The 26,228-nt window shown below is 61.3% G+C and carries 16 protein-coding genes and 5 tRNA genes; 12 read left to right on the plus strand and 9 right to left on the minus strand.

Annotation, left to right across the window (positions count from 1 at the left end; genetic code table 11):
• The first annotated feature begins 16 nt into the window (after window positions 1-16).
• Both ychF and OP496_RS00650 read left to right on the plus strand, forming a co-directional pair.
• Window positions 17-1,108, plus strand: coding sequence for a redox-regulated ATPase YchF (ychF, locus tag OP496_RS00645; RefSeq protein WP_280561391.1), 1,092 nt, complete (start codon window positions 17-19; stop codon window positions 1,106-1,108).
• An 86-nt stretch (window positions 1,109-1,194) separates the two neighbouring features.
• Window positions 1,195-1,271, plus strand: a tRNA-Met gene (locus OP496_RS00650).
• Window positions 1,272-1,340: 69 nt separating this feature from the next.
• Here the strand turns inward: OP496_RS00650 and OP496_RS00655 are convergent.
• Window positions 1,341-2,639: a M18 family aminopeptidase gene (locus OP496_RS00655; protein WP_280561393.1), complete on the minus strand. Its 1,299-nt coding sequence runs from the start codon at window positions 2,637-2,639 to the stop codon at window positions 1,341-1,343.
• A 131-nt stretch (window positions 2,640-2,770) separates the two neighbouring features.
• On the opposite strand from OP496_RS00655, the gene OP496_RS00660 reads away from it, so the two are divergent.
• Window positions 2,771-4,837 carry a carboxy terminal-processing peptidase gene (locus OP496_RS00660; RefSeq protein ID WP_280561395.1) on the plus strand — a complete coding sequence of 689 codons (2,067 nt, stop codon included), beginning with the start codon at window positions 2,771-2,773 and terminating at the stop codon, window positions 4,835-4,837.
• Between the two features lie 184 nt (window positions 4,838-5,021).
• The gene (ligB, locus tag OP496_RS00665) at window positions 5,022-6,776 is read left to right on the plus strand and encodes an NAD-dependent DNA ligase LigB (protein WP_280561397.1); all 1,755 of its coding nucleotides are present in this window, start codon (window positions 5,022-5,024) and stop codon (window positions 6,774-6,776) included.
• 19 nt (window positions 6,777-6,795) lie between these two features.
• Here the strand turns inward: ligB and OP496_RS00670 are convergent.
• From OP496_RS00670 to OP496_RS00690, 5 genes are all read right to left on the minus strand, one after another.
• A tRNA-Asn gene (locus tag OP496_RS00670) sits at window positions 6,796-6,871 on the minus strand.
• Between the two features lie 28 nt (window positions 6,872-6,899).
• Window positions 6,900-6,975, minus strand: a tRNA-Asn gene (locus OP496_RS00675).
• A 21-nt stretch (window positions 6,976-6,996) separates the two neighbouring features.
• Window positions 6,997-7,072 (minus strand) — tRNA-Asn (locus OP496_RS00680).
• 278 nt (window positions 7,073-7,350) lie between these two features.
• Window positions 7,351-7,427, minus strand: a tRNA-Met gene (locus tag OP496_RS00685).
• 93 nt (window positions 7,428-7,520) lie between these two features.
• The gene (locus OP496_RS00690; protein WP_280561398.1) at window positions 7,521-8,471 is read right to left on the minus strand and encodes a choline ABC transporter substrate-binding protein; all 951 of its coding nucleotides are present in this window, start codon (window positions 8,469-8,471) and stop codon (window positions 7,521-7,523) included.
• 205 nt (window positions 8,472-8,676) lie between these two features.
• Between OP496_RS00690 and betI the strand changes: the two genes are divergently transcribed.
• The 7 genes from betI to OP496_RS00725 all read left to right on the plus strand — a co-directional run bounded on the left by betI (window position 8,677) and on the right by OP496_RS00725 (window position 22,984).
• A complete protein-coding gene (gene betI / locus OP496_RS00695; RefSeq protein WP_280561399.1) occupies window positions 8,677-9,288 on the plus strand; it encodes a transcriptional regulator BetI in 612 nt (203 codons plus the stop codon).
• Between the two features lie 54 nt (window positions 9,289-9,342).
• Window positions 9,343-10,812, plus strand: coding sequence for a betaine-aldehyde dehydrogenase (betB, locus tag OP496_RS00700; protein WP_280561400.1), 1,470 nt, complete (start codon window positions 9,343-9,345; stop codon window positions 10,810-10,812).
• A 176-nt stretch (window positions 10,813-10,988) separates the two neighbouring features.
• Complete coding sequence (gene betA / locus OP496_RS00705) at window positions 10,989-12,671, plus strand: choline dehydrogenase (protein WP_280561401.1); 1,683 nt, start codon at window positions 10,989-10,991, stop codon at window positions 12,669-12,671.
• A gap of 242 nt (window positions 12,672-12,913) precedes the next feature.
• The gene (locus tag OP496_RS00710; RefSeq protein WP_280561402.1) at window positions 12,914-14,137 is read left to right on the plus strand and encodes an efflux RND transporter periplasmic adaptor subunit; all 1,224 of its coding nucleotides are present in this window, start codon (window positions 12,914-12,916) and stop codon (window positions 14,135-14,137) included.
• The gene (locus OP496_RS00715; RefSeq protein ID WP_280561403.1) at window positions 14,134-17,268 is read left to right on the plus strand and encodes an efflux RND transporter permease subunit; all 3,135 of its coding nucleotides are present in this window, start codon (window positions 14,134-14,136) and stop codon (window positions 17,266-17,268) included. Before OP496_RS00710 ends, OP496_RS00715 begins: the two co-directional genes overlap by 4 nt.
• On the plus strand, window positions 17,265-20,369 hold the full coding sequence (locus OP496_RS00720; protein WP_280561404.1) for an efflux RND transporter permease subunit: 3,105 nt from the start codon (window positions 17,265-17,267) through the stop codon (window positions 20,367-20,369). The genes OP496_RS00715 and OP496_RS00720 overlap by 4 nt, the downstream gene beginning before the upstream one ends.
• 164 nt (window positions 20,370-20,533) lie before the next feature.
• Entirely contained in the window at window positions 20,534-22,984 is a 2,451-nt protein-coding gene (locus tag OP496_RS00725; RefSeq protein ID WP_280561405.1) for an acyl-CoA dehydrogenase, read from the plus strand.
• Window positions 22,985-23,030: 46 nt separating this feature from the next.
• Here OP496_RS00725 and OP496_RS00730 read toward each other — a convergent pair whose 3' ends face one another.
• The 3 genes from OP496_RS00730 to OP496_RS00740 form a co-directional block, all read right to left on the minus strand.
• Window positions 23,031-23,390 (minus strand): septal ring lytic transglycosylase RlpA family protein, encoded by a 360-nt coding sequence (locus tag OP496_RS00730; RefSeq protein WP_280561406.1) that lies wholly within the window; start codon window positions 23,388-23,390, stop codon window positions 23,031-23,033.
• 32 nt (window positions 23,391-23,422) lie between these two features.
• Window positions 23,423-24,400, minus strand: a complete 978-nt coding sequence (locus OP496_RS00735; RefSeq protein ID WP_280561407.1) for an NADPH:quinone reductase — start codon at window positions 24,398-24,400, stop codon at window positions 23,423-23,425.
• Between the two features lie 142 nt (window positions 24,401-24,542).
• Window positions 24,543-25,115, minus strand: coding sequence for a hypothetical protein (locus OP496_RS00740; protein WP_280561408.1), 573 nt, complete (start codon window positions 25,113-25,115; stop codon window positions 24,543-24,545).
• Between the two features lie 313 nt (window positions 25,116-25,428).
• On the opposite strand from OP496_RS00740, the gene OP496_RS00745 reads away from it, so the two are divergent.
• On the plus strand, window positions 25,429-26,181 hold the full coding sequence (locus OP496_RS00745; protein ID WP_280561882.1) for a glycerophosphodiester phosphodiesterase family protein: 753 nt from the start codon (window positions 25,429-25,431) through the stop codon (window positions 26,179-26,181).
• The last annotated feature ends 47 nt before the right edge of the window (window positions 26,182-26,228 follow it).

Below are 26,228 nucleotides of genomic sequence, written 5' to 3' on the forward strand. Positions count from 1 at the left end.
AATTCAGGTACATCCCATGGGTTTCAATTGCGGTATCGTCGGCCTTCCCAATGTCGGCAAATCCACACTGTTCAATGCCTTGACCAAGTCGGGAATCGACGCCGAAAACTTTCCTTTCTGCACCATCGAACCCAACGTCGGCATCGTCCCCATGCCAGACCCACGTCTGGATACACTTGCGGCCATCGTCAAACCGCAGAAAGTCATTCCGACGACCATGGAGTTCGTGGACATCGCCGGCCTTGTCGCGGGCGCCTCGAAAGGCGAAGGGTTGGGCAATCAGTTCCTAGCCAATATCCGCGAGACCCAGGCCATCGCCCACGTCGTGCGTTGCTTCGATAACGACAATGTCATTCACGTCGCCAATGAGGTCGACCCTAAGACCGACATCGAGACCATCAATCTCGAGCTCGCGCTGGCCGACCTGGATACCGTGGAGCGCGCCATTCAACGCCTCGCGCGCGTGGCCAAGGGGGGTGACAAGGACGCCATCGCTACCAAGGCTATCCTCGACCGCATCCAGCCCCATCTGGCCGAGGGCCAGCCGCTGCGCAGTTTCGGTCTCGATGACGACGAGCAACGCCAGCTCAAGAGCTTCGGCTTCTTGACCCTTAAGCCCACCATGTACATCGCCAACGTCAACGAGGACGGCTTCGAAAACAATCCCTATCTCGATACCGTTCACGCGATCGCCGCCGAGGAAGGTGCCGTGGTGGTGCCGGTATGTAATCAGATCGAAGCCGAAATCGCCGAACTCGATGATGAGGAACGCAGTGCCTTCCTGGAGGAGATGGGCATGGAAGAACCCGGTCTCGATCGGGTCATTCGTGCCGGCTATGCCCTACTCGGCCTACAGACGTATTTCACTGCGGGGGTCAAGGAAGTCCGTGCCTGGACCACGCCTATCGGGGCCACCGCTCCGCAAGCCGCCGGCGCGATTCATACCGACTTCCAGAAGGGTTTCATCCGTGCCGAAGTGGTCGGCTATGACGATTTCGTGACACTGGGTGGCGAGCAAGGCGCCAAGGATGCGGGAAAATGGCGTCTGGAAGGCAAGGATTACATCGTCTCCGATGGGGATGTCGTGCATTTCCGTTTCAATGTCTAGTCGCACCCCGGCGTCATCGGGCGGCTTGATGACGGCGAATAGTTGACACATCAGGGAGTTACACGTAATATACGCTCGCACTGAACGGCTACGTAGCTCAGTTGGTTAGAGCACATCACTCATAATGATGGGGTCCCCTGTTCGAGTCGGGGCGTAGCCACCAAGATTTAAAAAAGCCCGCCGACATTCGTGTCGGCGGGCTTTTTCGTGTTTGCGTGATCGAGACAAGCGCCTAGTTCAATGCTGCGCGATTGACATAGGCCGTCAACGCGCGAATCAAATAGTCGGCGTCGCGGCTGCCGGCGGTTTCGCGAATCGAGTGCATCCCCCACTGCGGCACCCCGACATCCAGCGTCGGTACCCCGAGCTCGGTAGCGGTGATCGGCCCGATGGTACTGCCACATCCCATGTCGGCGCGTGTAACAAACGTCTGGACCGGCGTCCCCGCTTCGCGGCAGATATCCCGGAACATCGCTGCCGTGGCACTATTGGTGGCATACCGCTGATTGGCGTTGACCTTGATCACCGGACCGCCGTTGATCGTCGGGCCGTGGTGGGCATCATGCTTTTCGGGGAAGTTGGGGTGCAGGGCGTGGGCATTGTCGCAGGAGATCATTCGCGATCCTTGGATCAGACGCACCCAACCGTCTTCGTCTCCCTCGCCCAATTGGGCATGCACGCGGCGCAGCACATCCCCCAGAAATGGGCCCTGGGCGCCGATGGCGCTGGCACTACCGACTTCTTCATGGTCGTTGGCGACGAATACCGCGCCTTGCCGACCATCACTGGCTAATAGCGCCTCAACGCCCATAAAGCAAGACAATAAGTTATCCAGGCGGGCGCTTGCGATCAGCTCGCCCGCGACCCCCACACGCGACGGCCGCTGCATGTCGTAGAGAGCGAGTTCATAATCCATGAGCTGGATGTTTTCCAGGCCATGCTGCTCATACAGCCAGCGCTTGAGCCACTTCTCCAGATCGGGCTCACTACCGCCCTGCAGCATGACCGGCAGCATCTGCGTCTGGGCATTCAGCGCACGCCCATTATTGGCCTCCCGATCGAGATGAATCGCCAGACTGGGAATGATCGCGACGGGGTGATCAACGTGCAACAATACGCCCTGCAGTCGCCCATCCTCACGTCGTACATGGACGCGCCCGGCCAGGCCCAGATCTCGGTCGAACCAAGGCGCCAGCAACGCTCCGCCGTAGACTTCGACGCTCAATTGAAGCCAGTCGTTGCCGGTAACCACCGGTTGGGGCTTGAGCCGAAGCCCCGGGCTATCGGTATGTGCCCCAATCATGCGCAATCCGCCCAGGGCCTCCTCCGGCACCTGCATGGCGATCAACGACGAGTCATTGCGAGTAACGTAAAATCGCTCGCCAGGCGTCAACTGCCACGCCTCGGTTTCCTCGAGGCGGCGGTATCCCGCTTGCTCGAGTCGCCTGGCCATATTGTCGACGGCATGCCAAGGCGTGGGAGAGCGTTCGAGAAAATGTAACAAGCGATCAAGGGTGGGGGCGTGAGCCATGGCGTCCTCGGAGAAGTGTCTGTGACGGATGATACAGACTGCTACAATGCCAGTCCGGTCTGAGAAAACTCAACTCAAGGGACCGGCAATTTAGAAACAAGAGTGTACATGAAACCGGGAGTGCTTGATTAATGAGCCTGTTTGCAGCCGCTCGGCGCGCGGCGATCTTGTCACTGTGGCTGGTGGTGTGTGCCCCGGCATTGGCCAATGCCCCGACACCCACCGACGAACAGCGACAAGCAGCGGCGGAAGTCGCTGAATCGCTGCGATATGGACATTACGCCGATATCAGTCTGGACGATGAGTGGTCTTCGAAAGCGTTTCAGCGCTATCTCGATGTACTGGACCCGCAACGCGCCTACTTACTGGCGCGTGACGTAAAGGACTTCCAGGATCTGGATTCTTCTTTCGACGAGGCGCTCGACGAAGGGAAGCTGGAACGCGTCTACGAACTCTACGCTCGCTACCAAGAGCGTCTCGAAACACGTCTGAAATGGATGATCGAACGCCTCGATGACGGCAAAGACTTCGACTACCAAGATAACGAGCGCCTGGCGCTGGAGCGTGAAGACGAAGACTGGGCCAAAAACCAGGAAGCGCTCGATCGCCTCTGGAAAAAGCGCCTCAAGAATGCCGCGCTGACTCAATCTCTCAGTGCCCCGGAAGAAGATAACGCCGAGGACATCGCCGAAACCCTGCGTGATCGTTACGAAAACCAGCTCTCCCGCGTCGAACAGACCAATGCCGAAGACGTTTTGGTGCTATTTCTCAACGCCGTCACCGGCACCGTCGATCCGCATACTGACTACCTTTCACCCAGTCAGAGCGAATCCTTCGATATCCAGATGAAGCTCTCGCTCGAAGGTATCGGTGCGCTGCTGCAAAGCGAAGGCGAGTACGTCAAGGTGTCCAGCTTGGTCCCCGGCGGCCCCGCCGACAAAGGCGATGCTCTGGAACCTGCCGATCGCATCGTCGCGGTGGGACAAGGCGAGGATGGCGAGATGGTCAATGTCGTAGGCATGCGCCTCGACGAGGTCGTCGACCTGATTCGTGGTCCCAAGGGCTCGACCGTGCGTCTCGACGTCATTCCCGCCAAGGCGGTCGACGTGACACGTACCCACACGGTTCGCATTACCCGCGATACCGTCAAGCTCGAGGACCAGGCCGCCAGCAGCGAGGTCGTGACCGTGACCCGCGATGGCGAGGATCACAAGATCGGCGTGATCGACGTACCCACCTTCTATGTCGATTTCGATGCCTGGCAGGCCGGCGACAGCGACTACCGCAGCAGCACACGAGACGTCGCCAAGGAAATCGACAAGCTCAAGCAGGACAACGTCGAGGGCATCGTCCTGGATCTGCGCAATAACGGCGGGGGTGCCCTGCAGGAAGCCAACTCGCTGATCGGGCTTTTCATCGATCGAGGCCCCACCGTACAGGTGCGCGATGCCCGTGGCCGTATCAACCTCTACGGCGACTCCGACCGTGGCACGCACTACGATGGCCCGCTGACCGTACTGGTCAATCGCCTATCGGCGTCCGCCTCGGAGATTTTCGCCGGCGCGATCCAGGATTACGGTCGCGGCCTCGTCGTCGGCAATCAGACCTTCGGCAAGGGAACCGTGCAGACGCTCAATGACCTCAATCATGGTCAGGTCAAGCTGACCCGCGCCAAGTTCTACCGCATCACGGGCGAGAGCACCCAATTGCGCGGCGTCGATCCCGATATCACCTTCCCCAGCCTCGTCAGCAAAGACGATATCGGCGAAAGCGCACTCGACAACGCTCTGCCCTGGGACAAGGTACGTTCCGTCCAGTACAGTCGATACGGCGAGCCACAGCGCTATCTCGACACGCTGCAAGCGAAGCATGACGAACGCGCCAAGCAGGACCCCAACTTCGTCTATCTCGAGCGCGAGGCCAAGCTGGTCAAGCAGCTCAAGGAACAGCGGACCAGCATCAGCTTGAATCGGGAACAGCGCCAACGAGAGATGGAAGCTCAGGAGGCCGAGCAACTCTCGCTGGAGAATCAACGCCGCAAGGCGCTGGGGCTCGATCAGCTCGAGGAATGGACCGACGCCCGCGAGAGTGACGGTCCAGAAGACAAGGAAGAGGACGACAAGCCGGTCGATCGCGCGCAAGTCATCGAAGCAGCGAACATTCTGCTCGACTATGCGCACCTGAAGAAGACGCAGTAAACGTCACGCCGCCGGCACACACCGGCGGCGATACCTGGTATGTGATACCTGATACCTGGCATAAGTGGGTTGCCTTTTTCATCGTTTCCATTTAAATGATATTAACCTCATAAATGAAAACCGTGACTCTTTTATGCCAGCCCTCTACCGTTCTTTCCTCATCGTCTTATCCCTTCCATTCTGTATGCCTTCCATCTCGGGACGCTGGTTCCTGCGAGGCCTCGTTACCTGTGCACTCGTCATGGGCACCCCGACATTGGCGTCGACATGCCCACAACGGCCACCCCAGGCACTGCAAGAAGATTATCAAGCACTGAATGCCCAGCTCACGCGTTGGGACCAGGCCTACTATCACCAGGGACGAAGACTGGTCGACGATGGCACCTACGACTCCGCCAAACGCCAACTCGCCCGCTGGGCGCGCTGTTTCCCCTCCTGGAACGTCTCGCGCATTGCCTTGCATGAACCGGGCGGTCCACAACGCCACCCAATCCCGCAGACGGGTGTGAACAAACTTCCCGACCAAGCCGCCGTGACCCGCTGGATCACACAGCAGACAAGCCATCCACTGTGGATACAGCCCAAAGTCGACGGCGTCGCCGTCACCCTGATGTACCGGCAATCGCGCCTGGTCGCGACCATCAGCCGTGGAGATGGTATCGAAGGACAAGACTGGCTTGCCAAGGCGTCGCACATCGCGGCGATCCCTTTGAGGCTTCCCGACACGGCGCCCTCACGCGTCATTCTGCAAGGCGAGCTCTATGCACGTCGCAACGCACACACGCAATCACGCGATGGCCTCGACGGCGCACGCGCCCGTGTTGCCGGTCTGATGGCTCGCGATTCACTGACAGATCGCCAGGGCAAGGAGATAGGTCTTTTCGTCTGGGCCTGGCCCAACGGGCCGGCCACCATGTCCGCGCGCCTTGCCACGCTTGCCGACTGGGGGTTCGACGCTATCGCCGAGACCACGCATGCCGTCGCCACGACTGAAGACGTCGCCAAGTGGCGCGAATACTGGTATGACCATGCCCTGCCCTTCGCCACCGACGGTATCGTCGTCAAGCGTGGCGACCGTCCCGACGGACACGAATGGGAAGCTTCGCCTCCCGACTGGGCCATGGCCTGGAAATATCCCGCCCAGCAGGCAATCGCACACATCGACGCTCTCGACTTCACGGTCGGCCGCACCGGGCGTATCACCGCCGTTGCCTCGTTGACGCCAGTCATGCTTGGCGACAAGCGCATCACCCTCGTAAGCCTTGGCTCGCTGGCGCATTGGCGCAAGATGGACGCACGCCCCGGCGATCAAGTCAGGTTGCGTCTGGCCGGTCTGACCATCCCGCAACTCCAGAACGTGATGATACGTACGCGACCACGCCCACCAGTCGTGGCACCCGATGCTGACCGCTACGATCACCTGTCGTGTCTACGCCTGGCACCGGAATGTCGCGAACAGTTCCTCGCTCGGCTCGAATGGCTGGGGAGCGACAACGGCCTGGATTTCGAAGGCATCGGCCCCGCCACATGGCGCCAACTCGTCGATGCTGGGCTCATAGAAGGGCTTCTCGACTGGCGCCCCCTGGATGCCCGAACCCTGGAGAAACTACCCGGCGTGGGCACCAAGACCGCACATGACTGGTCAGCTCGCTTCTCGGAGGCCGATAAGCGCCCCCCTCGCTGCTGGCTGCGCGCACTGGGGCTACCCGCGATCCCGCAGGGCGCCCTCAAGGCGATACTCGCACGACACGACATGCGTGAGCTCACGCGATGGACACCATCCGCTTGGCAACGTTATTCAGGTATTGGAGAAACGCGTGCGAAACAGCTGGAAAACTTTTTCCACCATCCGGAGATACGACGCTTACTTACATCACTGCAGAAAGACATGACACCGCGCCAGGAAGGGACGACCGGAACGGTCAAGAATGCGCGCTAAAGAGGCATAAGATATCGCCTGGCTCCCCGAACAGGACTCGAACCTGTGACCCAATGATTAACAGTCATTTGCTCTACCAACTGAGCTACCGGGGAATATTAGCGATATCACTCGGCGGGGAATTGGCTCCCCGAGCAGGACTCGAACCTGCGACCCAATGATTAACAGTCATTTGCTCTACCAACTGAGCTATCGGGGATCGCCGAGTGTGATCCGGTGTTGGCTCCCCGAGCAGGACTCGAACCTGCGACCCAATGATTAACAGTCATTTGCTCTACCAACTGAGCTATCGGGGAAAAATGCCGGAGCACGCGGCGTAGTATACGGATTAGTGCGGGAGCGTCAAGACTGAAAATAAATTCGCTAGCCAGAGCCTTATCTCGCAGCGCTTCATATTCCCTTTGTAAAACAGCTACCTGGATGCACAACCAAACGCCCATAGTGCTTTTCAAGGCGCCTGTCATGCCCTGATAAAGACCGCAAAATAGCTAGCATGACACGGCGCAAGGCACAGAAGATAAGGTGCCAGCGTGAGGCAAAGAAGTAGCACGTAGGTAGGAAATCTAGCGGGAGGTGGTGGCTACGCCCTGACTCGAACAGGGGACCCCATCATTATGAGTGATGTGCTCTGACCAACTGAGCTACGTAGCCACATACCGCACGGCAGGAACGCTCGCAACGGAAGCGAATTATGCACATGGGCTTGCCACTTGGCAAGCCCATGGCCGTGACAAGGTGCGGCGCTTAGACGTCGATGTCGAGCTCGCGCTTCACGGCATCCAGGCCAGACTCGCCGTCGACGGTGGTCACGCCATCGAGCCACTCGTCGAGCACTCCCGGATTGTCCTGAAGCCAGGTACGGGCAGCATCGCGCGGATCTTCGCCGTCATCCATGATCGCACCCATGATTTCGTTCTCCATGGACAAGGTAAAGCTCAAGTTATTGAGCAACTCGCCCACGTTGCCGCATGTCTCGGCGTAATCGGCGCGGGTATTGGTATATACGGTGGCACCGCCCAGGTTAGGGCCGAAGTAGTCATCGGCGCCTTTTAGATAGGCCATATCGTAATTAGTGTTCATGGGGTGCGGCTCCCAGCCGAGGAACACCATCCACTCTTCGCTTTGAGTTCTGGAACTGAGCTCGGCAAGCATGCCCGACTCGGAAGAGTCGATCAGGTTCCAGTCACCCAGGCCAAAGGCATCGTCGTCGATCATCTGCTGGATAATCTGATTGCCATCGTTACCGGCTTCGATGCCATACAGGTTGCTACCGAACTTGTCCGCATGTTCGTCCAGGTCCTTCACCGAAGTGACACCGGCATCATAGACGTACTGCGGTACCGCCAAGGTGTACTTGGCGCCCTCGAGATTCGCGCCGAGACGATCGACCTGACCCTTGTCGATGTACTCGTCGCTGATCGATGCCATCGACGGCATCCAGTTACCCAGGAACACATCGAAGTCGCCGTTCTTCATGCCAGCGTAGGCCACGGGCACGGACACGCTATCTGAGGTGGTTTCATAGCCCAGTCCCTCGAGTACCTCACGCGTCAATGCAGTGGTCGACGTGATGTCCGTCCAGCCAACTTCGGCGAAACGCACGGGCTGGCAGGCCTCCGGCGTATCGGCCATGGCCAGCGGCGAAAGCAACGTGGCACTGCCCAGCAGCGCAATCAATGGGGTCTTGTTGGACATGGGACTCTCCCTTGCGTTGATGTTGAGATAGTCATTGAATGACGATTCAATAACGTTTTTTTATGCTAAATGAATTTGGCAATTCTTTTCCACTATGGATTTCATTTATCATAGGGAAGATAGCAGATTTTTTATTGATTGAACATTCAATAAAAACATTCTATAATAGAATGCACCCCCGAACGTCAGCCAAGGAGAATGCTCGGTGCCCAAGCTCGGTATGCAACCCATTCGCCGCCGCCAGTTGATTCAAGCGACACTGGAAGCCATCGACGACGTTGGCCTGGCGGATGCCACCATCGCGCGGATCTCCAAGCGTGCCGGCGTCTCGGCGGGCATCATCAGCCACTACTTCGGCGGCAAGGACGGGTTGCTCGAATCGACCATGCGTCAAATCCTCTGGGACCTCGGCAACGCCGTCGCACAGCGTCGTGCCCAGGACGATGTCGAGTCCCCGCGCGAGCACCTGCATGCCATCATCGATGGCAACTTCGACCGCAGCCAGGTCAACAAGATCGTCATGAAGACCTGGCTGGCCTTCTGGTCGGTCAGCATGCATCGCGCCGACCTGCAACGCTTGCAACGCGTCAACGATCGACGACTGTATTCGAACCTCTGTCACCACTTTCAACGCTGCCTGCCAAGATTCGACGCACAGCAGGCAGCACGCGGCCTGGCCGCGATGATCGACGGGCTCTGGCTACGCGGCGCGCTGGCGCCACAAGGCATCGATGTCGACCGAGCGCGACAACTGGCTTATGACTATGTGGAAGAGCAACTCGCTCACGCCACGTCTCAAGCGCCGATAAACGCCTGACGCCAGACCTCGACACTTTTCATTCACGACATATTCACGACGCGGGAGGACCTCATGGCCACTTTCGAGACTCAAAAGCTCTACATCGGCGGTCGATTCGTCGACGCTACATCCAGCGAGACATTCGACACGATCAATCCAGTCGATGGCAGCGTGCTGGCCAGCATCCAGCAGGCCTCTCATGACGATGTCGACCGCGCAGTCGCCTCGGCCCGCGAAGGCCAGCGTACATGGGCAGCCATGAACGGCATGGAACGCAGCCGTATCCTGCACCGCGCCGTCGCGCTGCTGCGCGACCGCAACGACGAACTGGCCCACCTGGAAACACTGGATACCGGCAAGCCGATCAGCGAAACGCAGGCCGTGGATATCGTCACCGGCACCGACTCGCTGGAATACTATGCCAACCTGGCGCCCTCCATCGAAGGCACCCAGGTGCCGCTGCGCGAGGACTCGTTCTTCTACACGCGTCGCGAACCACTGGGCGTCATCGGCGCCATCGGCGCCTGGAACTACCCCACCCAGATCGCCTGCTGGAAGTCCGCACCGGCACTGGCGGCGGGCAACGCAGTGGTCTTCAAGCCCAGTGAGGTCACCCCGCTGACCACCTTGAAACTGGCGGAAATTCTCACCGAAGCCGGCCTTCCGGATGGCGTATTCAATGTCGTGCAGGGTGATGGGCGCGTCGGGCAGATGCTCACCAACCATGCCGACATCGACAAGATCACCTTCACCGGCGAAGCCGGCACCGGCAAGAAGGTCATGTCCGCTGCGGCGAGCTCGACGCTCAAGGAAGTCACCATGGAGCTGGGTGGCAAGTCGCCGCTGATCGTCTTCGAGGACGCCGACCTGGAGCGCGCTGCCGATGCCGCGATGATGGCCAATTTCTATTCCAGCGGTCAGGTCTGCACCAACGGCACGCGCGTTTTCATCCACCGCTCGGTCCAGGCGGACTTCGAATCCAAGATCAAGGAGCGCGTGGAACGCATCAAGGCCGGCGACCCGCTCGACCCGGCGGTCAACTTCGGTCCGCTGGTCAGCTTCGAGCATCAGGGAAAAGTGCAGAGCTATATCGATCTGGGCGCCCAGGAAGGCGCGCGGCTGCTCGTCGGCGGCGGGCGCTGGAACCAGGGCGAATGGGCTCAGGGTGCCTGGGCCGCGCCGACGGTCTTCACCGATTGCCGCGACGACATGCGCATCGTGCGCGAGGAAATCTTCGGCCCGGTGATGGCGATCCTGATCTTCGACGATGAAGACGAAGTCATTCGTCGTGCCAACGACACCGGCTACGGCCTCGCCGCCGGGCTGTTCAGCGAAAGCCTGAACCGCGCACACCGTGTCATCCACCGTCTGCAGGCCGGCATCTGCTGGATCAACACCTGGGGCGACTCGCCGGCGGAAATGCCCGTGGGCGGCTACAAGGAGTCGGGCATCGGCCGTGAAAACGGCCTCTCGTCGCTCGATCAGTACACGCAGATCAAATCGGTACAGATCGAAATGGGGCCCTTCGAGTCGGCATTCTGATCGCTACTTGGCGCTATTCGCGAGATGAGCGCCGGGGATAAGGCAACGCGAGGGTCATCCGCCATGGATGGCGGATGTAGCGCCCATGGAAGGGTTTACAGCGCCCTCGCGCAGACTTGTCGCCGGAAAAGCTCATCTTCCACCGTGCTCTTTTTGTCATTGCCCAGGGAGGCCCCATGTCTCAGACCCGTGAATTCGATTACGTCATCATCGGCGCCGGTTCCGCCGGCAACGTACTCGCCACGCGACTCACCGAAGACCCAAACGTCAAGGTGCTGCTACTCGAGGCCGGCGGCCCCGACTATCGTTTCGACTTTCGCACGCAGATGCCCGCAGCGCTGGCGTATCCGCTGCAAGGCAAGCGCTACAACTGGGCGTTCGAAACCGACCCCGAACCCCACATGAACGGCCGCCGCATGGATTGCGGTCGCGGCAAGGGACTTGGCGGCTCCTCGCTGATCAACGGCATGTGCTATCTGCGCGGCAACGCGCTGGATTACGACAACTGGGCCAAGATCCCGGGCCTGGAAGATTGGAATTACCTGCAATGCCTGCCCTACTTCAAGCGCGCCGAGACACGCGACATCGGACCCAATGATTATCATGGCGGCGATGGTCCGGTCTCGGTGGCTACGCCCAAGGAAGGTAACAACGAGCTCTACGGTGCCTTCATCCGCGCGGGTATCGAGGCTGGCTATCCGGCCACCGAGGACGTCAACGGCTATCAGCAGGAAGGCTTCGGCCCCATGGACCGCACCACCACGCCCAACGGGCGGCGGGCGTCTACGGCGCGCGGTTACCTCGACATCGCCAAGCAGCGTTCCAACCTGACCATCGAAACGCATGCCACGACCGATATCCTCGAGTTCGAGGGCAAACGTGCCGTGGGCGTGCGCTACGAACGCAAGGGCCAGACGCAGCAGGCCCACGCGCGCCGCGAGGTACTGTTATGCGGGGGCGCCATCGCCTCACCGCAGATATTACTGCGCTCCGGCGTGGGTAACCCCGGGCATCTCGAGGAATTCGACATTCCCGTGGTACACGAGCTACCAGGCGTCGGCGAAAACCTCCAGGATCACCTGGAAATGTACATCCAGTACGAGTGCAAGAAGCCCATTTCGCTGTATCCGACGCTCAAGTGGTACAACCAGCCCAAGATCGGTGCCGAATGGCTGTTCTTCGGCAAGGGCGTCGGCGCCAGCAATCAGTTCGAGGCGGCCGGCTTCATTCGTACCAACGACCAGGAAGAATGGCCCAACCTGCAGTACCACTTCTTGCCGATCGCGATCAGCTACAACGGCAAGAGCGCGGTTCAGGCCCACGGTTTTCAAGCCCACGTCGGGTCGATGCGCTCCATGAGCCGTGGCCGTATTCGCCTGACATCCCGCGACCCCAAGGCCGCGCCGAGCATCCTGTTCAACTACATGGCGCATGACAAGGACTGGCAGGAATTTCGCGACGCGATTCGTATCACGCGCGAAATCATCGAGCAGCCGACGATGGACGAATATCGTGGGCGCGAGATCTCGCCGGGGCCGGACATCCAGAGTGATCAGGAGCTCGACGAGTTCGTCCGCCAGCATGCCGAGACTGCCTACCACCCCGCCGGCACCTGCAAGATGGGCAGTGCCGATGATGAGATGGCCGTCGTCGACGGCGCGGGATGCGTGCACGGCCTCGAAGGGCTGCGCGTCATCGATGCCTCGATCATGCCCGTGATCGCCACCGGCAATCTCAACGCACCGACGATCATGATCGCCGAAAAGATGGCCGATAAGGTGCGCGGGCGCGACCCACTACCGCCCGCCGAGGTCGACTACTACGTCGCCCATGACGCGCCAGCACGCCGCAAGGCATGATGATGCTTGCGTCGACATGACGTCTATCTCGAACACCCGATGCACGTGCATCGGGTGTTTTTTGCATTATCCTTCCTTAATTCTTGCCCACCGCCCTCTTAGACTGTGCACGATCGCCCAACCGATTCGTCGTTAGCAGGAACCTCTCGTTACAATGCACCTCTTAACCGGTGACACCTGCTCGCTCGTCGAGCATGCGTGCCCCACACCGGAATGTCTCTGACAAGGATCGATGCCCCGTCATGCCCCACTCTCGCCGTCTCTGGATCGCACTACTCATCGTCGTCCTGATCGCCCTCGCTCTGTGGTGGATCCCCGACTGGCAAAGCGACGACCAATCAAACGGGGCGCCAGCCAGTGCAGGTGGCGAAAGTACAGGTGAGGAAAGGAGCACGGCCGTCGCGGCTATCGAGGCCCGACGCGGCGATCTCGAGATCACCGTCGGGGCGCTTGGCACCGTACGCTCGCTATCGAGCATTGACGTCTATCCACGTGTCGAGGGCGAACTGCTCACGGTGGATTTCGAGGAAGGCGAGCATGTCGAGAAAGGACAACGTCTGGCCACCATCGATCCGCGTGACTATCAGGCTCAGCTCGCCGCCGCCCAAGGTCAGCTCGTCCAGGATCAGGCACAGCTAAAATCGGCCCGCGAGGATCTCGAGCGCTACGAGTCACTGGCCCAGAGTCAGTCGATCTCCCGTCAGGAACTCGAACAGCAGCGCCAACTGGTCCGCCAGTACGAAGGCGCCGTTTCCAGTGATCGCGCCGATATCGAGAGCGCCCAAGTTCAGTTGGACTATACCGACATCACTGCGCCCAACGCGGGCATCATCGGCATACGCAACGTCGATCCCGGCAACCTGGTCAGCAGTGGCGACGACGACCCTATTGCCACGCTCACCCAGCTCGATCCGATCTCGGTGGTCTTCTCATTGCCCAGCCAATACGTACCGACACTGCGCGAGCAACTCGCGGCAGGTGACTCGCCCAGCGTTTCGGCGATCACAGTGGGCGACGAACGCCTCGAAGGCCAACTGACCAGCATCGACAGCCAGATCGACACTGCCACCGGCACCGTACGGTTACGTGCACGCTTCGACAACGCGGTGGGACGCCTCTACCCCCGCGCATTCGTCGACGTGCGCCTGACGGTCAACACGCTACATGACCGCGTCATTGTCCCCGCGCCTGCGGTTCAGACCGGTCAGGACGGGCTGTTCGTGTATGTCGTCGGCGACGACGGCACGGTGACTCGACACGATGTCGTCGTCAGTGCCAGCGAAGAGCATCGAAGCGCCCTGGCCAGCGGCGTCTCGGCGGGCGAGCGCGTGGTCGTGGACGGCATCGACAGCCTGAGCGACGGTGCCAAGGTACGCGTCGTCAGCAACGCTCTACCGGGAGAAGCCAGTGCCTCTTCAACGGCTGACGAGGATGCCGACACGCAGACGCCGCGAGACGCTTCATGAATCCATCGCGGCTATTCATTCTGCGGCCGGTCGCCACCTCCCTGGTGATGCTGGCCATCCTTATCACGGGCGCGTTCACCTACCGTCTGCTGAGCATTTCGTCGCTGCCCGAGGTCGACTTTCCCACCATTCAGGTCACCACGCTATATCCTGGCGCGGGGCCGGATGTCATGCTTTCCCACGTCACCGCCCCGCTGGAAGACGAGTTGGGGGAAATCGCCGGCCTTGAGGACATGAGCTCGACCAGTACCGGGGGCGCATCGCTGATCACGCTGCGTTTCGGCCTCGAGGGCGACCTGGGCGTCGCCGAGCAAGAAGTCCAGGCCGCTCTCAATCAGGCGGAAACCCTGCTGCCCGACGATCTGCCGCGCCCGCCCAGCTACAGCAAGGTCAATCCCGCCGACACGCCGGTGCTGACACTGGCCGTGACCTCCGACAGTCTGCCATTGACCGAGGTCCACGACCTGGTCGATACCCGCCTGGCGCAGAAACTTGCCCAGATCAGCGGCGTCGGCGAGGTGCGGCTTTCCGGCGGCAATCGCCCGGCAGTGCGAATCGATGTCGATTCGCGCCAGCTCGCCGCACATGGCCTCGATCTATCCAGCGTGCGCAGCGCCGTGGAAAGCGCCAACGTCAATCAGGCGAAGGGCACCATTTACGGCCCCTACCGTGCCTATAGCATCGACGCCAACGACCAGTTGACATCGGCGGCGGGATACCGCGACCTGATCCTCAAGTACGAGAACGACGCGCCGCTACGCTTGAGCGACGTGGCGAACATCGACGACGGCGCGGAAAACGCGCAACTGGGGGCCTGGGCCAATGGCGAGGGAGCGATTCTGGTCGACGTGCTGCGCCAGCCCGGCGCCAATGTGGTCAGTGTCGTCGACGACATCGAACGGCGCTTGCCGGCGTTGTCGGCGAGTCTGCCGGGTAGCGTCGACGTGGACATCTTGAGCGACCGCACCACCACGATCCGCGCCGCCGTCGAGGATGTACAGTTCGAGCTGGTCCTCGCCATCGCGCTGGTGATCATGGTCACCTTCCTGTTCCTGCGTAACCTGCCGGCAACGCTGATCCCCAGCCTGGCCGTCCCGTTGTCGCTGGTCGGCACCTTCGGCGCCATGTACCTGGCCGGTTTCAGTCTCAACAACCTCACCTTGATGGCGCTGACCATCGCCACCGGCTTCGTCATCGACGATGCCATCGTGGTGCTGGAGAACATCACGCGCTACCTGGAACGTGGCGAAACGCCCTTGCAGGCAGCGCTCAAGGGATCGCGCCAGATCGCGTTCACTATCCTCTCGCTGACGGTCTCGTTGCTGGCGGTGCTGATTCCATTGCTGTTCATGGGCGGTGTGGTCGGCGAGCTGTTTCGTGAATTCGCCATGACACTGGCGATTTCCATCGTCATCTCGGCGTTCGTCTCCCTGACCCTGACGCCGATGCTCTGCGCGCGCTGGCTGCGGCGTCGCAGCGGCGATGCCGAGGGCGACGCTCAGGCCCTCGACGACGAAGCCATGGTACGCAGCCGCCAGGGCCTCTTCGGGCGCCTCACGCGTGGCTACGAGCGTGCCCTGGACACGGTGCTCAGGCATCAGACAGCGACGCTATGGGTGGCACTGGGTACCTTCGTGCTGACCGCCGTGCTGTTCTGGATGATGCCCAAGCAGTTGTTCCCGATTCAGGACACCGGGACCTTGCGTGGTGTCACCACGGCCACGCAAACGACGTCCTACCGGGCCATGTCGGCGCGTCAGCAGGATCTTGCCAAGCGCTTGATGGACGATCCCGCCGTGGCCGATATCGCCTCGAGCATCGGTATCGACGGCACCAACACCACGCTCAATGGCGGCCGCCTGCAAATCGACCTGGCCGACCTGGACGCGCGCGACGCCGACCTGGATACCATCGTCTCGCGGCTGCTCGATGCCGCCGCCGATGTCCCCGGCATCGATCTGGCACTGACGCCGGTGCAAGACCTGACGCTGGAAGACACCGTCAGCCGCTATCCGTACCAGTTCGCCCTGACCCAAGGCAATCGCGACCAATTGGCGCAAGATGTCTCGTCAATGACCGAGCGTCTTGAGGACGCACCGGCCATCGCCCATGTCGCCACCGATCTCCAGAATTCAGGGCTCAAGCTCAAGGTCAGCATCGACCGCGACCGCGCCAGCCGGCTTGGCGTCTCGGTCGCCGATATCGACGATGCCCTCTACGATGCCTTCGGCCAGCGCCTGATCTCGACGATTTTCACCCAATCCAACCAGTATCGCGTGGTGCTGGGTGCCATGCATGGCGACGACGCCGGTCCCGAGGCCCTTTCGCGGCTGTATGTCAGCGGCAGCGATGATGCCATGGTGCCGCTGTCGAGTCTGGTCAGCGTCAAGGAAGAATCCACCGCACTGTCGCGTCAACGCCTCAACCAATTTCCCTCGGCGCTGATGTCATTCGATGCCGCGCCCGGCTATTCGCTCTCGGACGCCTTCAATACCGTGGAAGCGGCCCGCGATGACCTGCTCAGTGCCGACACGCAGCTCGATTTCCGCGGTACCGCCCTGGCGTTCACTACCTCGACGCGCGACACACTGTGGCTGATCGCCGCCGCCATCATCACCATGTATATCGTGCTGGGCGTGCTCTACGAGAGCTATATTCACCCGCTGACCATTCTCTCGACCCTGCCCTCGGCGGCCATCGGTGCCTTGCTGGCCCTGATGCTCAGCAATAGCGCCCTGGGCATGGTGGCCATCATCGGCATCATCCTGCTAATCGGCATCGTCAAGAAGAACGCCATCATGATGATCGACTTCGCTCTCGAGGCGCAGCGGGAACAGGGCATGTCGGCCCATCGCGCGATTCACAGTGCCGCGCTGCTGCGCTTTCGGCCGATCATGATGACTACCTCCGCCGCCCTGCTCGGGGCACTACCGCTGATGCTCGCCAGCGGGTACGGGGCCGAGTTGCGGCGCCCGCTGGGCATGACCATGGTCGGTGGTCTGTTGCTGAGCCAATTGCTGACGCTTTTCACCACACCGGTGATCTATCTATTCTTCGACCGGTTGGCCGAACGCTGGCGTCGGCGTGGCAAAGCAAGTGACACCGCCATGGATACCGAGGCCGGCAGGTGAGCGTTTCCAGTCCCTTCGTGCATCGTCCGGTGGCTACTGCGTTGCTGGCGCTGGGCATCGTGCTGCTCGGGCTGCTGGCCTACCAGCGCCTGCCTGTGGCACCGCTACCCAACGTGTCGTTCCCCACCATCGTGGTCAACGCCAACCTCTCCGGTGCCAACCCGGAGACCATGGCGTCTAGCGTGGCCACGCCGCTGGAACGTTCGCTGGGGACCATTTCCGGCATCTCGCAGATGACCTCGCGCAGCTCGGACGGCTCGACACGCATCACCGTCCAGTTCGCTCTCGACAAGGACATCGATGTCGCCGCACGTGAGGTGCAGGCGGCGATCAACGATGCCCAGCCGTTGCTGCCCAGCGCCATGACCAGCCGCCCCAGTTATCGCAAGATGAACCCGTCGGCGGCGCCGATCATGATTCTCTCGGTCACCTCCGACACGCTGCCCACCAGTGAGCTTTACCAACTCGCCGACGAACGCATCGCGCCACCAATCCTGCAAGTTCCCGGAGTCGGCGACGTCAATGTCGGCGGTAGTTCGTCCCCGGCGGTACGCGTATCACTCGATCCGCGTCGTCTCGAGCATGCGGGCGTATCGCTGACCGCCGTGGCCAATGCGATACGCAGTGCCACCACCAGCACGCCCACCGGCTTCGTGGCGTCCCCCACCACACGCTGGGAAATCGACACCGACTCGCAGCTGATGCAAGCCGAGGCGTTCGAGGATCTCGTCGTGGCGCGCGGCGAGGACGGCGCGGTGATGCACCTGAGCGATGTCGCCAATATCAAGGACGGCGTGGAAGACCGCTACAACGTGGGCTTTCAGAACAAGCAACCGGCCGTGCTGCTGGTCATCAGTGCCAGTAGCGGCGCCAATGTCATCGACACCATCGCCGGCATCCGCGAACGCATGGCATCCATCGAGAGTCAGTTGCCGCAAAGTGCCGCGCTCAGCGTGCAGCTCGACCGCGCCCCCGGCATACAGGCCTCCTTGCATGAGACACAGCTCACGCTGATGCTGGCCATCGCGCTGGTGGTGCTGGTGGTGTTCCTGTTTCTGCGCAACGCCCGCGCCACGCTGATTCCCAGCCTGGCGATTCCCGTGTCGCTGATCGGCACCTTCGCGATGATGCATGTCATGGGCTTTTCGCTCGACACACTGTCGCTGATGGCACTGATCGTGTCGATCGGCTTTCTTGTCGACGATGCCATCGTGGTGGTCGAGAATATCGCCCGACATATCGAGCAAGGCATGTCATCCCGGCAAGCCGCCCTGCAAGGCGCACGCGAAGTAGCCTTCACGGTGACCTCGATGAGCGTGTCCCTGGTGGCGGTCTTCCTGCCTCTGCTGTTCATGGGCGGCTTCATCGGACGCATGTTCTTCGAATTCGCGATGACTCTGTCGTTGGCAGTGCTAGTCTCGCTGGTGGTGTCATTGACCCTGACGCCCATGCTCTGCGCGCGCTGGTTGCGCCCGGGACGCGAGCGCCGCACTCCACGCTGGGAGGCAGCCCTGCTCGCCTTCGGCCAGGGCTGTCAGCGGCTTTATTCGCGCAGCCTGGATATCGCCCTGCGTCATCGGCGCTTGACGCTGCTCTCTCTGGTCGGCGTGATCGTGCTCAACGGCTATCTCTACGTCGCCGTCGACAAAGGGTTCATTCCTGAGCAGGACACCGGGCGACTGATCGGTTTCGTGCGCGGGGACCAGAGTCTGTCGTTCGATGCCATGTCGGCCAAGTTACGTACCATTCGCGAGCGTCTGTCCGACGCGCCCGAGGTGCATAGCGTGCTGGGCTTCATGGGTGGCCGTGGCGGGGGCGCCTCCGCTACCTTGTTCATCACCCTTGAGGAGGGCCAGCGTGAGGCGGGCACGCAAGCCATCGGCAACCGTCTGGGCGCGTCGATGAGCGATATTCCCGGCGTCAACACCTCTATGATGGCGTTGCAAGATATTCGTATCGGTGGCCGACAGAATACCGGCACACAATACGAAATCACCCTCAAGAGCGACGATCTAGCGCTACTCGATACCTGGTCGCAGCGCGTCAGTGACGCCATGCAGGGGATCGACGGACTGACCGGCGTCGATAGCGACAGTCGGGGCGAAGGTCAAGCCGTGGAGCTCAAGGTCGATCGCGATGCCGCCAAGCGTCTCGGCGTCGACATGCAGGACGTCGACACGCTGCTCGGCAATGCCTTCGCGCAACGCAGCATCACTAGCCTCTTTGACGCCGACAATCAACGCTACGTGATCCTCGAGGTGAACGCCGAACAGCGTAGCGAACCAGAAGCCATTTCTCGGCTTCATGTCGTCAATGATGAAGGCGAGGCGATTCCCGTCTCGGCGTTCAGTCATCTCGAGGAAAGCACCACGCCGGTGACCGTCAACCACCAAGGACAGTTCGCTTCCACCACGGTATCGTTCAATCTCGAAGACGGCGTCACGCTGGGCGATGCCACCCAGCGCATCCGCCAGGCGGTGAATGACTTGCGCTTGCCCACTGCCGTGCAGGTGGATTTCGAGGGTAGCGCGGGAGCTTTCCAGAGCGGTATGCAAGCCATGCCATGGCTGATCCTCGCCGCGCTGGTGACGGTCTACCTGGTGCTGGGAATTCTCTACGAGAGCTACATTCACCCGCTGACGATTCTCTCCACCCTGCCCTCGGCCGGGGTCGGTGCCCTGCTGGCGCTGATACTGCTCGACACGCCGTTCACGCTCATTGCCCTGATCGGCATCATCCTGCTGATCGGCGTGGTCAAGAAGAATGCCATCATGTTGGTCGACTTCGCCGTCAGTGCCGAGCGCGAACGCGGTCTGAGCGCGCTCGAGAGCATACGCGAAGCCGCCGTGGTACGCTTTCGTCCCATCATGATGACCACGCTGGCCGCGATTCTCGGCGCGATTCCGCTGCTGCTGGGCACCGATGAGAACGCCGCGTTGCGCGCGCCGCTAGGCATCACCATCATCGGCGGCCTGATCCTGAGCCAGCTGTTGACGCTCTACACCACACCGGTGGTCTATCTCTACCTTGACTGGCTGCATCGTCGACTGCGTCCGAGCCGACTCGACAACGATTCGCAGCACTCGAGGTCAACGACCTGACCGCACTGCCCCGTGCCGCCCCATGCGGTGCGGGTTCTCCTTTCCTTTTTGAATGACGACGCCCCCTTGAATGACGGCTGCCACCACGGATGACTAGTCGTAGCGACATGAGTGCGCTAGGCTGAATTCAAACAGGCGTTAGAAATCATCCAGGGAGAGTCTACATGTTGGAACTGTTGCTCATCGTCGTGGCGCTGGCAGGCCTGGTCTGGATCATGCGTCGAGAGGCGGGTGCCTTGCCGGCGTTGGGGCTTTTAGTGATCCTCGGCGCCATCGGCATCGTCTTCGGCGCAGTAATCGTGGGCGTGCTGCTGTGGCTCGGCGCCCTGACCGTGGCGGCCTGCGGGCTACCCACATTGCGGCGCCGATGGCTAACTCCGCGCCTCTTCGCAGTTTTCAAGAAGTCGGCGCCCAAAGTCTCAGAGACCGAGCGTATCGCCCTCGAAGCGGGCAGTGTGGCCTGGGACGGCGAGCTCTTCTCCGGCCGCCCCCAATGGCAACGGCTGCTGGATTTCGGCACCACGGAACTCAGCGAGGAAGAGCAGGCTTTCGTCGACCATCAATGCGCCGTGGCCGCCGGCATGTGCAACGCCTGGGAGATCGCCCGCACGCGCGCCGATCTGCCCCCCGAGTTGTGGGACTACCTCAAGCGCGAAGGCTTCTTCGGGATGATCATCCCCAAGCGCTATGGCGGGCTGGAATTCTCCGCCAAGGCGCAATCGGCGGTATTGCAAAAGCTGGCCGTCAACGAGACGCTGATGGTCACGGTCGGCGTGCCCAATTCGCTGGGGCCAGGTGAGCTGCTGCTCAAATACGGCACCGAGGAACAGAAAGATCATTACTTGCCACGCCTGGCGGATGGACGCGAGATTCCCTGCTTCGGGCTCACAGGACCGCGCGCAGGCAGCGATGCTACCTCGCTGCCCGATGTGGGCATCGTCTGCCGAGGCAAACACAATGGCGAAGACGTCCTCGGGCTCAAACTCACCTTCGAGAAACGCTGGATCACATTGGCACCCATCGCCACCGTGGTCGGCCTGGCGTTTCGCATGTTCGACCCCGACGGCTTGCTCGGCGAGACCGAAGACCTGGGCATCACCTGCGCGTTGATCCCTCGCCATACGCAGGGTATGGAGATAGGACGCCGCCACCATCCCATCGGCAGTCCTTTCATGAATGGGCCGATTCGCGGCCAGGATGTCTTCATCCCCCTCGAGTGGATCATCGGCGGCACCGAGATGGCCGGACAAGGATGGCGAATGCTGGTCGAGTGCCTGTCCGTCGGGCGCTGCATCACCCTGCCCTCCGGCGCTTCGGGCATCGGTCGCTACGCGCTGGGATGGGCCGGTGGTTATACTCGCATTCGGCGTCAGTTCAATCTGCCCGTCGCCGAAATGGAAGGTGTCCAGGAGCCCCTGGCGCGTATCGCCTCACATGCTTATATCGCCCAGGCAGCGGTCATGCAGACCGCCAACACTATCGACCAAGACGTCAAGCCGGCGGTGCCCTCGGCCATCCTCAAGAGCCAGTTGACCGAATTCCAACGCAGCATGCTCGCCGATGCCATGGATGTGCACGGCGGACGCACGGTAACGCTGGGGCCGCGCAACTACCTGGGCATCGCCTATGCCGCCAATCCGGTGTCGATCACCGTGGAAGGCGCCAATATCATGACGCGCAACCTGATGATCTTCGGCCAGGGCGCGATTCGCTGCCATCCCCATGTACTCGACGAACTGGCCGCCAAGGACAACGACGATCTCCCGGCCTTCGACAAGGCCCTCTTCCGCCACGCCGCCATGGTCTTCGGCAATGCGGCGCGTGCCTTTACGCTGGGCCTGGGTATCGGCAAGCCAAGCGTTCCTTTCGACGAGATCGCCGCGCCTTACGCGCAGGAAGTCGCACGTCTGTCCGCAGCTTTCGGCCTGTGCGCCGATGCCGCCATGGCGAGTCTCGGCTCAGGGCTCAAGAAACGTGAAATGCTCTCGGCGCGCCTCGGCGACGTGCTGTCCAATCTCTATCTCGCCTCGATGCTGCTCAAGCAGTGGCACGAGTCGGACAACGTCGAGCATGAGGCAACGCTATTGCACTACAGCTGTCGTACGCTGCTCCACCGCGCCGAGCAGGCGTTCATCGAATTGTTCGATAACCTACCCAACCGAGCCTTGGCGACGACCCTATCGGCTATCGCGATGCCGCTTGGTCGGCGCTGGCACAAGCCTCACGACCGCTTCACACGCGATATCGCTCACGCCGTCTCTAGCGACAGCGCCCTGCGTCACAAGCTGCTCAACAATACCTGGGATACGCAAGACGCCGGACAACGGGATAACCCATTGGCGCGCTATAACGCCTTGCTTGCCGACAGCGAGCGTGCGGAGCCGCTCTACCGGCGTATTGGCAAGGCCTATGGCAAGGGCGAATTACCCGCCGAGGCACTGCATCCCGAGCAGCGCGTGGAAGCAGCCTGGGAGTCCGGTTTGATCGACGATGAGGAAGCCGACTTCATGCGGCGTTTCGAGGGTGAGGTGCTGGAGATGCTCAGCGTCGACGATTTCACCTTCGATGCCTTCGCGCTCGACAAGGAAAGTGTGGTGTGGCACGACACGGCATGAAAAAAGCGCGGCCGCGCCTCGCTGAGACACGGCCGCGTGGGATGGCTTACGGCAACGGCGTCACGCGTACTGGCGCCGTACCGTCGTCCAGCATATCAAGACGTTCGGCCGCACGGCGCGAAAGATCGATGATGCGCCCTTCGGTAAAGGGGCCTCGGTCGTTGATTCGCACCGTCACGTGACGATCATTATCCAAGTTGGTGACACGCACACGGGTATCGAACGGCAGTTTGCGATGCGCGGCGGTCAACGCCTGGGCATCGTAAGGCTCACCGCTAGCCGTCTGCTGTCCTTGAAAGCGATCATGATAGTAGCTGGCCTGGCCACGCTCTGCGGTCCCGCCGGACGCTTCGCCACCGTCGGTGGCACATCCCGCCAACGCCACCGCGGCAACCACCCAGCCCACGACCGCCACTCGTCGGGATACGTGGCCCACCATCAGGGTAATAGCACCGTCGACCCCGTCGTCTTGCGCGCCGCCAGGGCTTCTTGTGCCTGGGCGGCCTCGCTCAGGGGGTAACGGTTGGCGACATCGATGGCGACCTTGCCGCTGGCGATCACCTCGAACAGTTCCTCGGCCATGGCCTCGAAGCGCTCACGCGTGTCGGCATAACCGTTGAGGCTGGGTCGCGTCACGAACAGGGCGCCCTTCTGATTGAGAATGCCGATGTTGACGCCTTCGACCGCACCGGAAGCATTGCCGAAGCTGACCATCAGGCCACGTTTTTGCAGGCAATCCAGCGACGTTTCCCAGGTATCCTTGCCTACCGAGTCATATACCACCGGCACCATCTCGCCACCGGTCAACTCACGCACGCGCTCGACGACGTTTTCCCGCGTGTAGTCGATGGTCGCCCAAGCCCCGTTGCGCTTGGCCAAATCGGCTTTCTCGGGCGAGCTGACAGTACCGATCAATTTGACGCCAAGCGCTTTCGCCCATTGGCAGGCGATGGAGCCGACGCCACCTGCGGCGGCATGGAAGAGAATCGTCTCACCTTCCTGCACCCGATAGGTCTGACGCAGAAGATATTGCACCGTCAGACCTTTGAGCATGGCCGCCGCTGCGGTCTCGAAGCTAATGGCCTCGGGCAACGTCACGACCTTCTCCGCCGGCAACACGTGCTGCTCGGCGTAGGCGCCCAACGCCCCCTGGGCATAAGCGACACGATCGCCCGGCGCGAAGCCCTCCACGCCTTCGCCAACCGCATCTATCTCGCCGGCCCCTTCGGTGCCCAAGCCGGACGGCAGGCTCGGCGCAGGATAAAGCCCGGTACGAAAGTAGATGTCGATGAAATTCAATCCCACCGCGCGATTGCGAACGCGCACTTCACCTGGGCCAGGCTCGACGGGGGTAACGTCGACATATTCCAGGACCTCGGGTCCACCGGTACTAGTAAACTGAATACGCTTGGCCATGCAACCTTCCTTATGAAGCTAACGAATCTAGGCTTTCATCCAAGCGCCGAACGTCCGCCGGGTCAAGCCATCCGACCCCAAGAATGCGACCGACGTGGCGCATCGCCACTAAAGTCGCATGGCATTGCCCCGGCGAGCATCTTCACACCCGGCCGTCGAAACGCTCCAGACCAGCGATGAAACGCGCCTTGTATGACTCAAAGGTCTCGGGCTCGCGCTTGAAGGTCTGCACGATGCCCTCCGCATTGAAACGCAACGGTTTCGTCAAAGCATCCGGCGTGACTGTTTCATGCTGCGCGGCCAAGCCCAGGCGCATGCCATCCGGCATTTCCAGCCATCGGGTGATGCCGCAATCGCGAAAGAAGGTTTCGCTGGCCTCGTCGGGGGCATGCACCCGCAAGGGCGCGCGTGTGGCCATTTCCCTGATCAGACGTTTGACATGCTCTTCGTCGCCCCCGGACTCCGGTGTCGAGAGTAATGACACTTCCATACCTTGGCCTTCGATGTCCGAGACCAACAGCAGCATGGCGAGAATCGTCTGCTGCTCGTCGGCCAGGACGAAAATGCGCGCCGCGTCCTGCTCGAACAACACCCCCAACGTGCCAGTGAAAGTCACCAGGGGATCGAGCCCGGCTTTTTGGCCATACACATTGGCGCACAGCTGTGCGAGACACGCCTCGCGGCTTTCCGGATTCTTGACATGAATGATTTTCATCGGTCTCTCTGGCGGTCGGGCGCCGTCTGTCGGCCAAAGCGCCAGACGACTGATCTCGAAACAAGGCGCGCAGATTAGCATATCCTCGAACGCCGCCCCATGGCGATACGGTCATGATCCTGTCAAAAAGGTATCTCAACCTAGGCGGCAAACCCGACGTGAACGGCATGCCTTCCACCACTGAACCAATGCCGGTACGGCATGCCATAATACTCATCGGCCATTCGCGAGGTTCGTTTACATGCCACTTTCTTCAAGCAGTACCACCTTGCCGCCGACAGCCGCTGCCCAGCGCGAGGTACAAGCCTCGCCGATCAGCGAGACAGGCCTCGTACTCCCCCACGTTATCGCGCATCGCGGGCTTTCCGCGCATGCCCCCGAGAACACGCTGGCGGCGGTACGCGCCGCCCATGCGGCCGGATGCCGTTGGGTGGAACTCGATGTCCAGCAACTCGGCGATGGCACCCCGGTGATCTGGCACGATGCCGGCGTACGGCGCTGCTCCAACGGACGCGGCAAGTTGCGGCATCTCGATCTCGCTCAGGCACACCAACTGGACGTGGGCAGTTGGTTCAGCCCGGCGTTTCGCCACGAGCGCATGGCGACGCTCGACGAGATGCTGGCACTGATCGCCGAATGCGACATGGGGCTCAATCTCGAGCTCAAGATCAGCTATCGGCAGAGCCCTGAAGCTCTGGCCAAGGCCGTCGTTCCGCGTCTGCAGGCAGCGCTTCCACCCTCGCGACTGCTGGTGTCCTCGTTCGACCGAGACGGGCTGCGCGCTGCGCGCGAAATAGAGAACGATCCGCACCGGCTACGCCTGGGGCTGCTCTACGACAAGCTTCCCGAAGACTGGCGCGCGGATGCCGAAAACCTTCTGGCGTATAGCGTCCACCTCGACTGGCGCAAGCTGAAACCCGCCGCTGCCAGCGCCGTACGTGAAGCCGGCCTGCGCCTGCTGTGTTATACCGCCAACGACCCGGCGGTTTTTCTGCCCCGCTGGGCATGGGGCGTCGATGCCGTGATCAGTGACGACCCGCCTGGTTTCACGGACGCCTTATCCTAGCCGTCCTCTAGTCGTTGAAAAGCGCACAAAGCACACGGCAAATACAC

This window comes from Chromohalobacter sp. 48-RD10 (assembly GCF_029889785.1).
Taxonomy (GTDB): Bacteria; Pseudomonadota; Gammaproteobacteria; order Pseudomonadales; family Halomonadaceae; genus Chromohalobacter.

What these genes read in the sequence shown, in the direction of transcription:
- OP496_RS00715 (WP_280561403.1), top strand. Translation starts at nt 14,134, where the DNA reads ATGAATCCATCGCGGCTATTCATTCTGCGGCCGGTCGCCACCTCCCTG.
- OP496_RS00735 (WP_280561407.1), bottom strand. Translation starts at nt 24,400, where the DNA reads ATGGCCAAGCGTATTCAGTTTACTAGTACCGGTGGACCCGAGGTCCTG.
- betB (WP_280561400.1), top strand. Translation starts at nt 9,343, where the DNA reads ATGGCCACTTTCGAGACTCAAAAGCTCTACATCGGCGGTCGATTCGTC.
- betA (WP_280561401.1), top strand. Translation starts at nt 10,989, where the DNA reads ATGTCTCAGACCCGTGAATTCGATTACGTCATCATCGGCGCCGGTTCC.
- OP496_RS00660 (WP_280561395.1), top strand. Translation starts at nt 2,771, where the DNA reads ATGAGCCTGTTTGCAGCCGCTCGGCGCGCGGCGATCTTGTCACTGTGG.
- OP496_RS00725 (WP_280561405.1), top strand. Translation starts at nt 20,534, where the DNA reads ATGTTGGAACTGTTGCTCATCGTCGTGGCGCTGGCAGGCCTGGTCTGG.
- OP496_RS00690 (WP_280561398.1), bottom strand. Translation starts at nt 8,471, where the DNA reads ATGTCCAACAAGACCCCATTGATTGCGCTGCTGGGCAGTGCCACGTTG.
- OP496_RS00740 (WP_280561408.1), bottom strand. Translation starts at nt 25,115, where the DNA reads ATGAAAATCATTCATGTCAAGAATCCGGAAAGCCGCGAGGCGTGTCTC.
- ligB (WP_280561397.1), top strand. Translation starts at nt 5,022, where the DNA reads ATGCCTTCCATCTCGGGACGCTGGTTCCTGCGAGGCCTCGTTACCTGT.
- OP496_RS00710 (WP_280561402.1), top strand. Translation starts at nt 12,914, where the DNA reads ATGCCCCACTCTCGCCGTCTCTGGATCGCACTACTCATCGTCGTCCTG.
- OP496_RS00655 (WP_280561393.1), bottom strand. Translation starts at nt 2,639, where the DNA reads ATGGCTCACGCCCCCACCCTTGATCGCTTGTTACATTTTCTCGAACGC.
- ychF (WP_280561391.1), top strand. Translation starts at nt 17, where the DNA reads ATGGGTTTCAATTGCGGTATCGTCGGCCTTCCCAATGTCGGCAAATCC.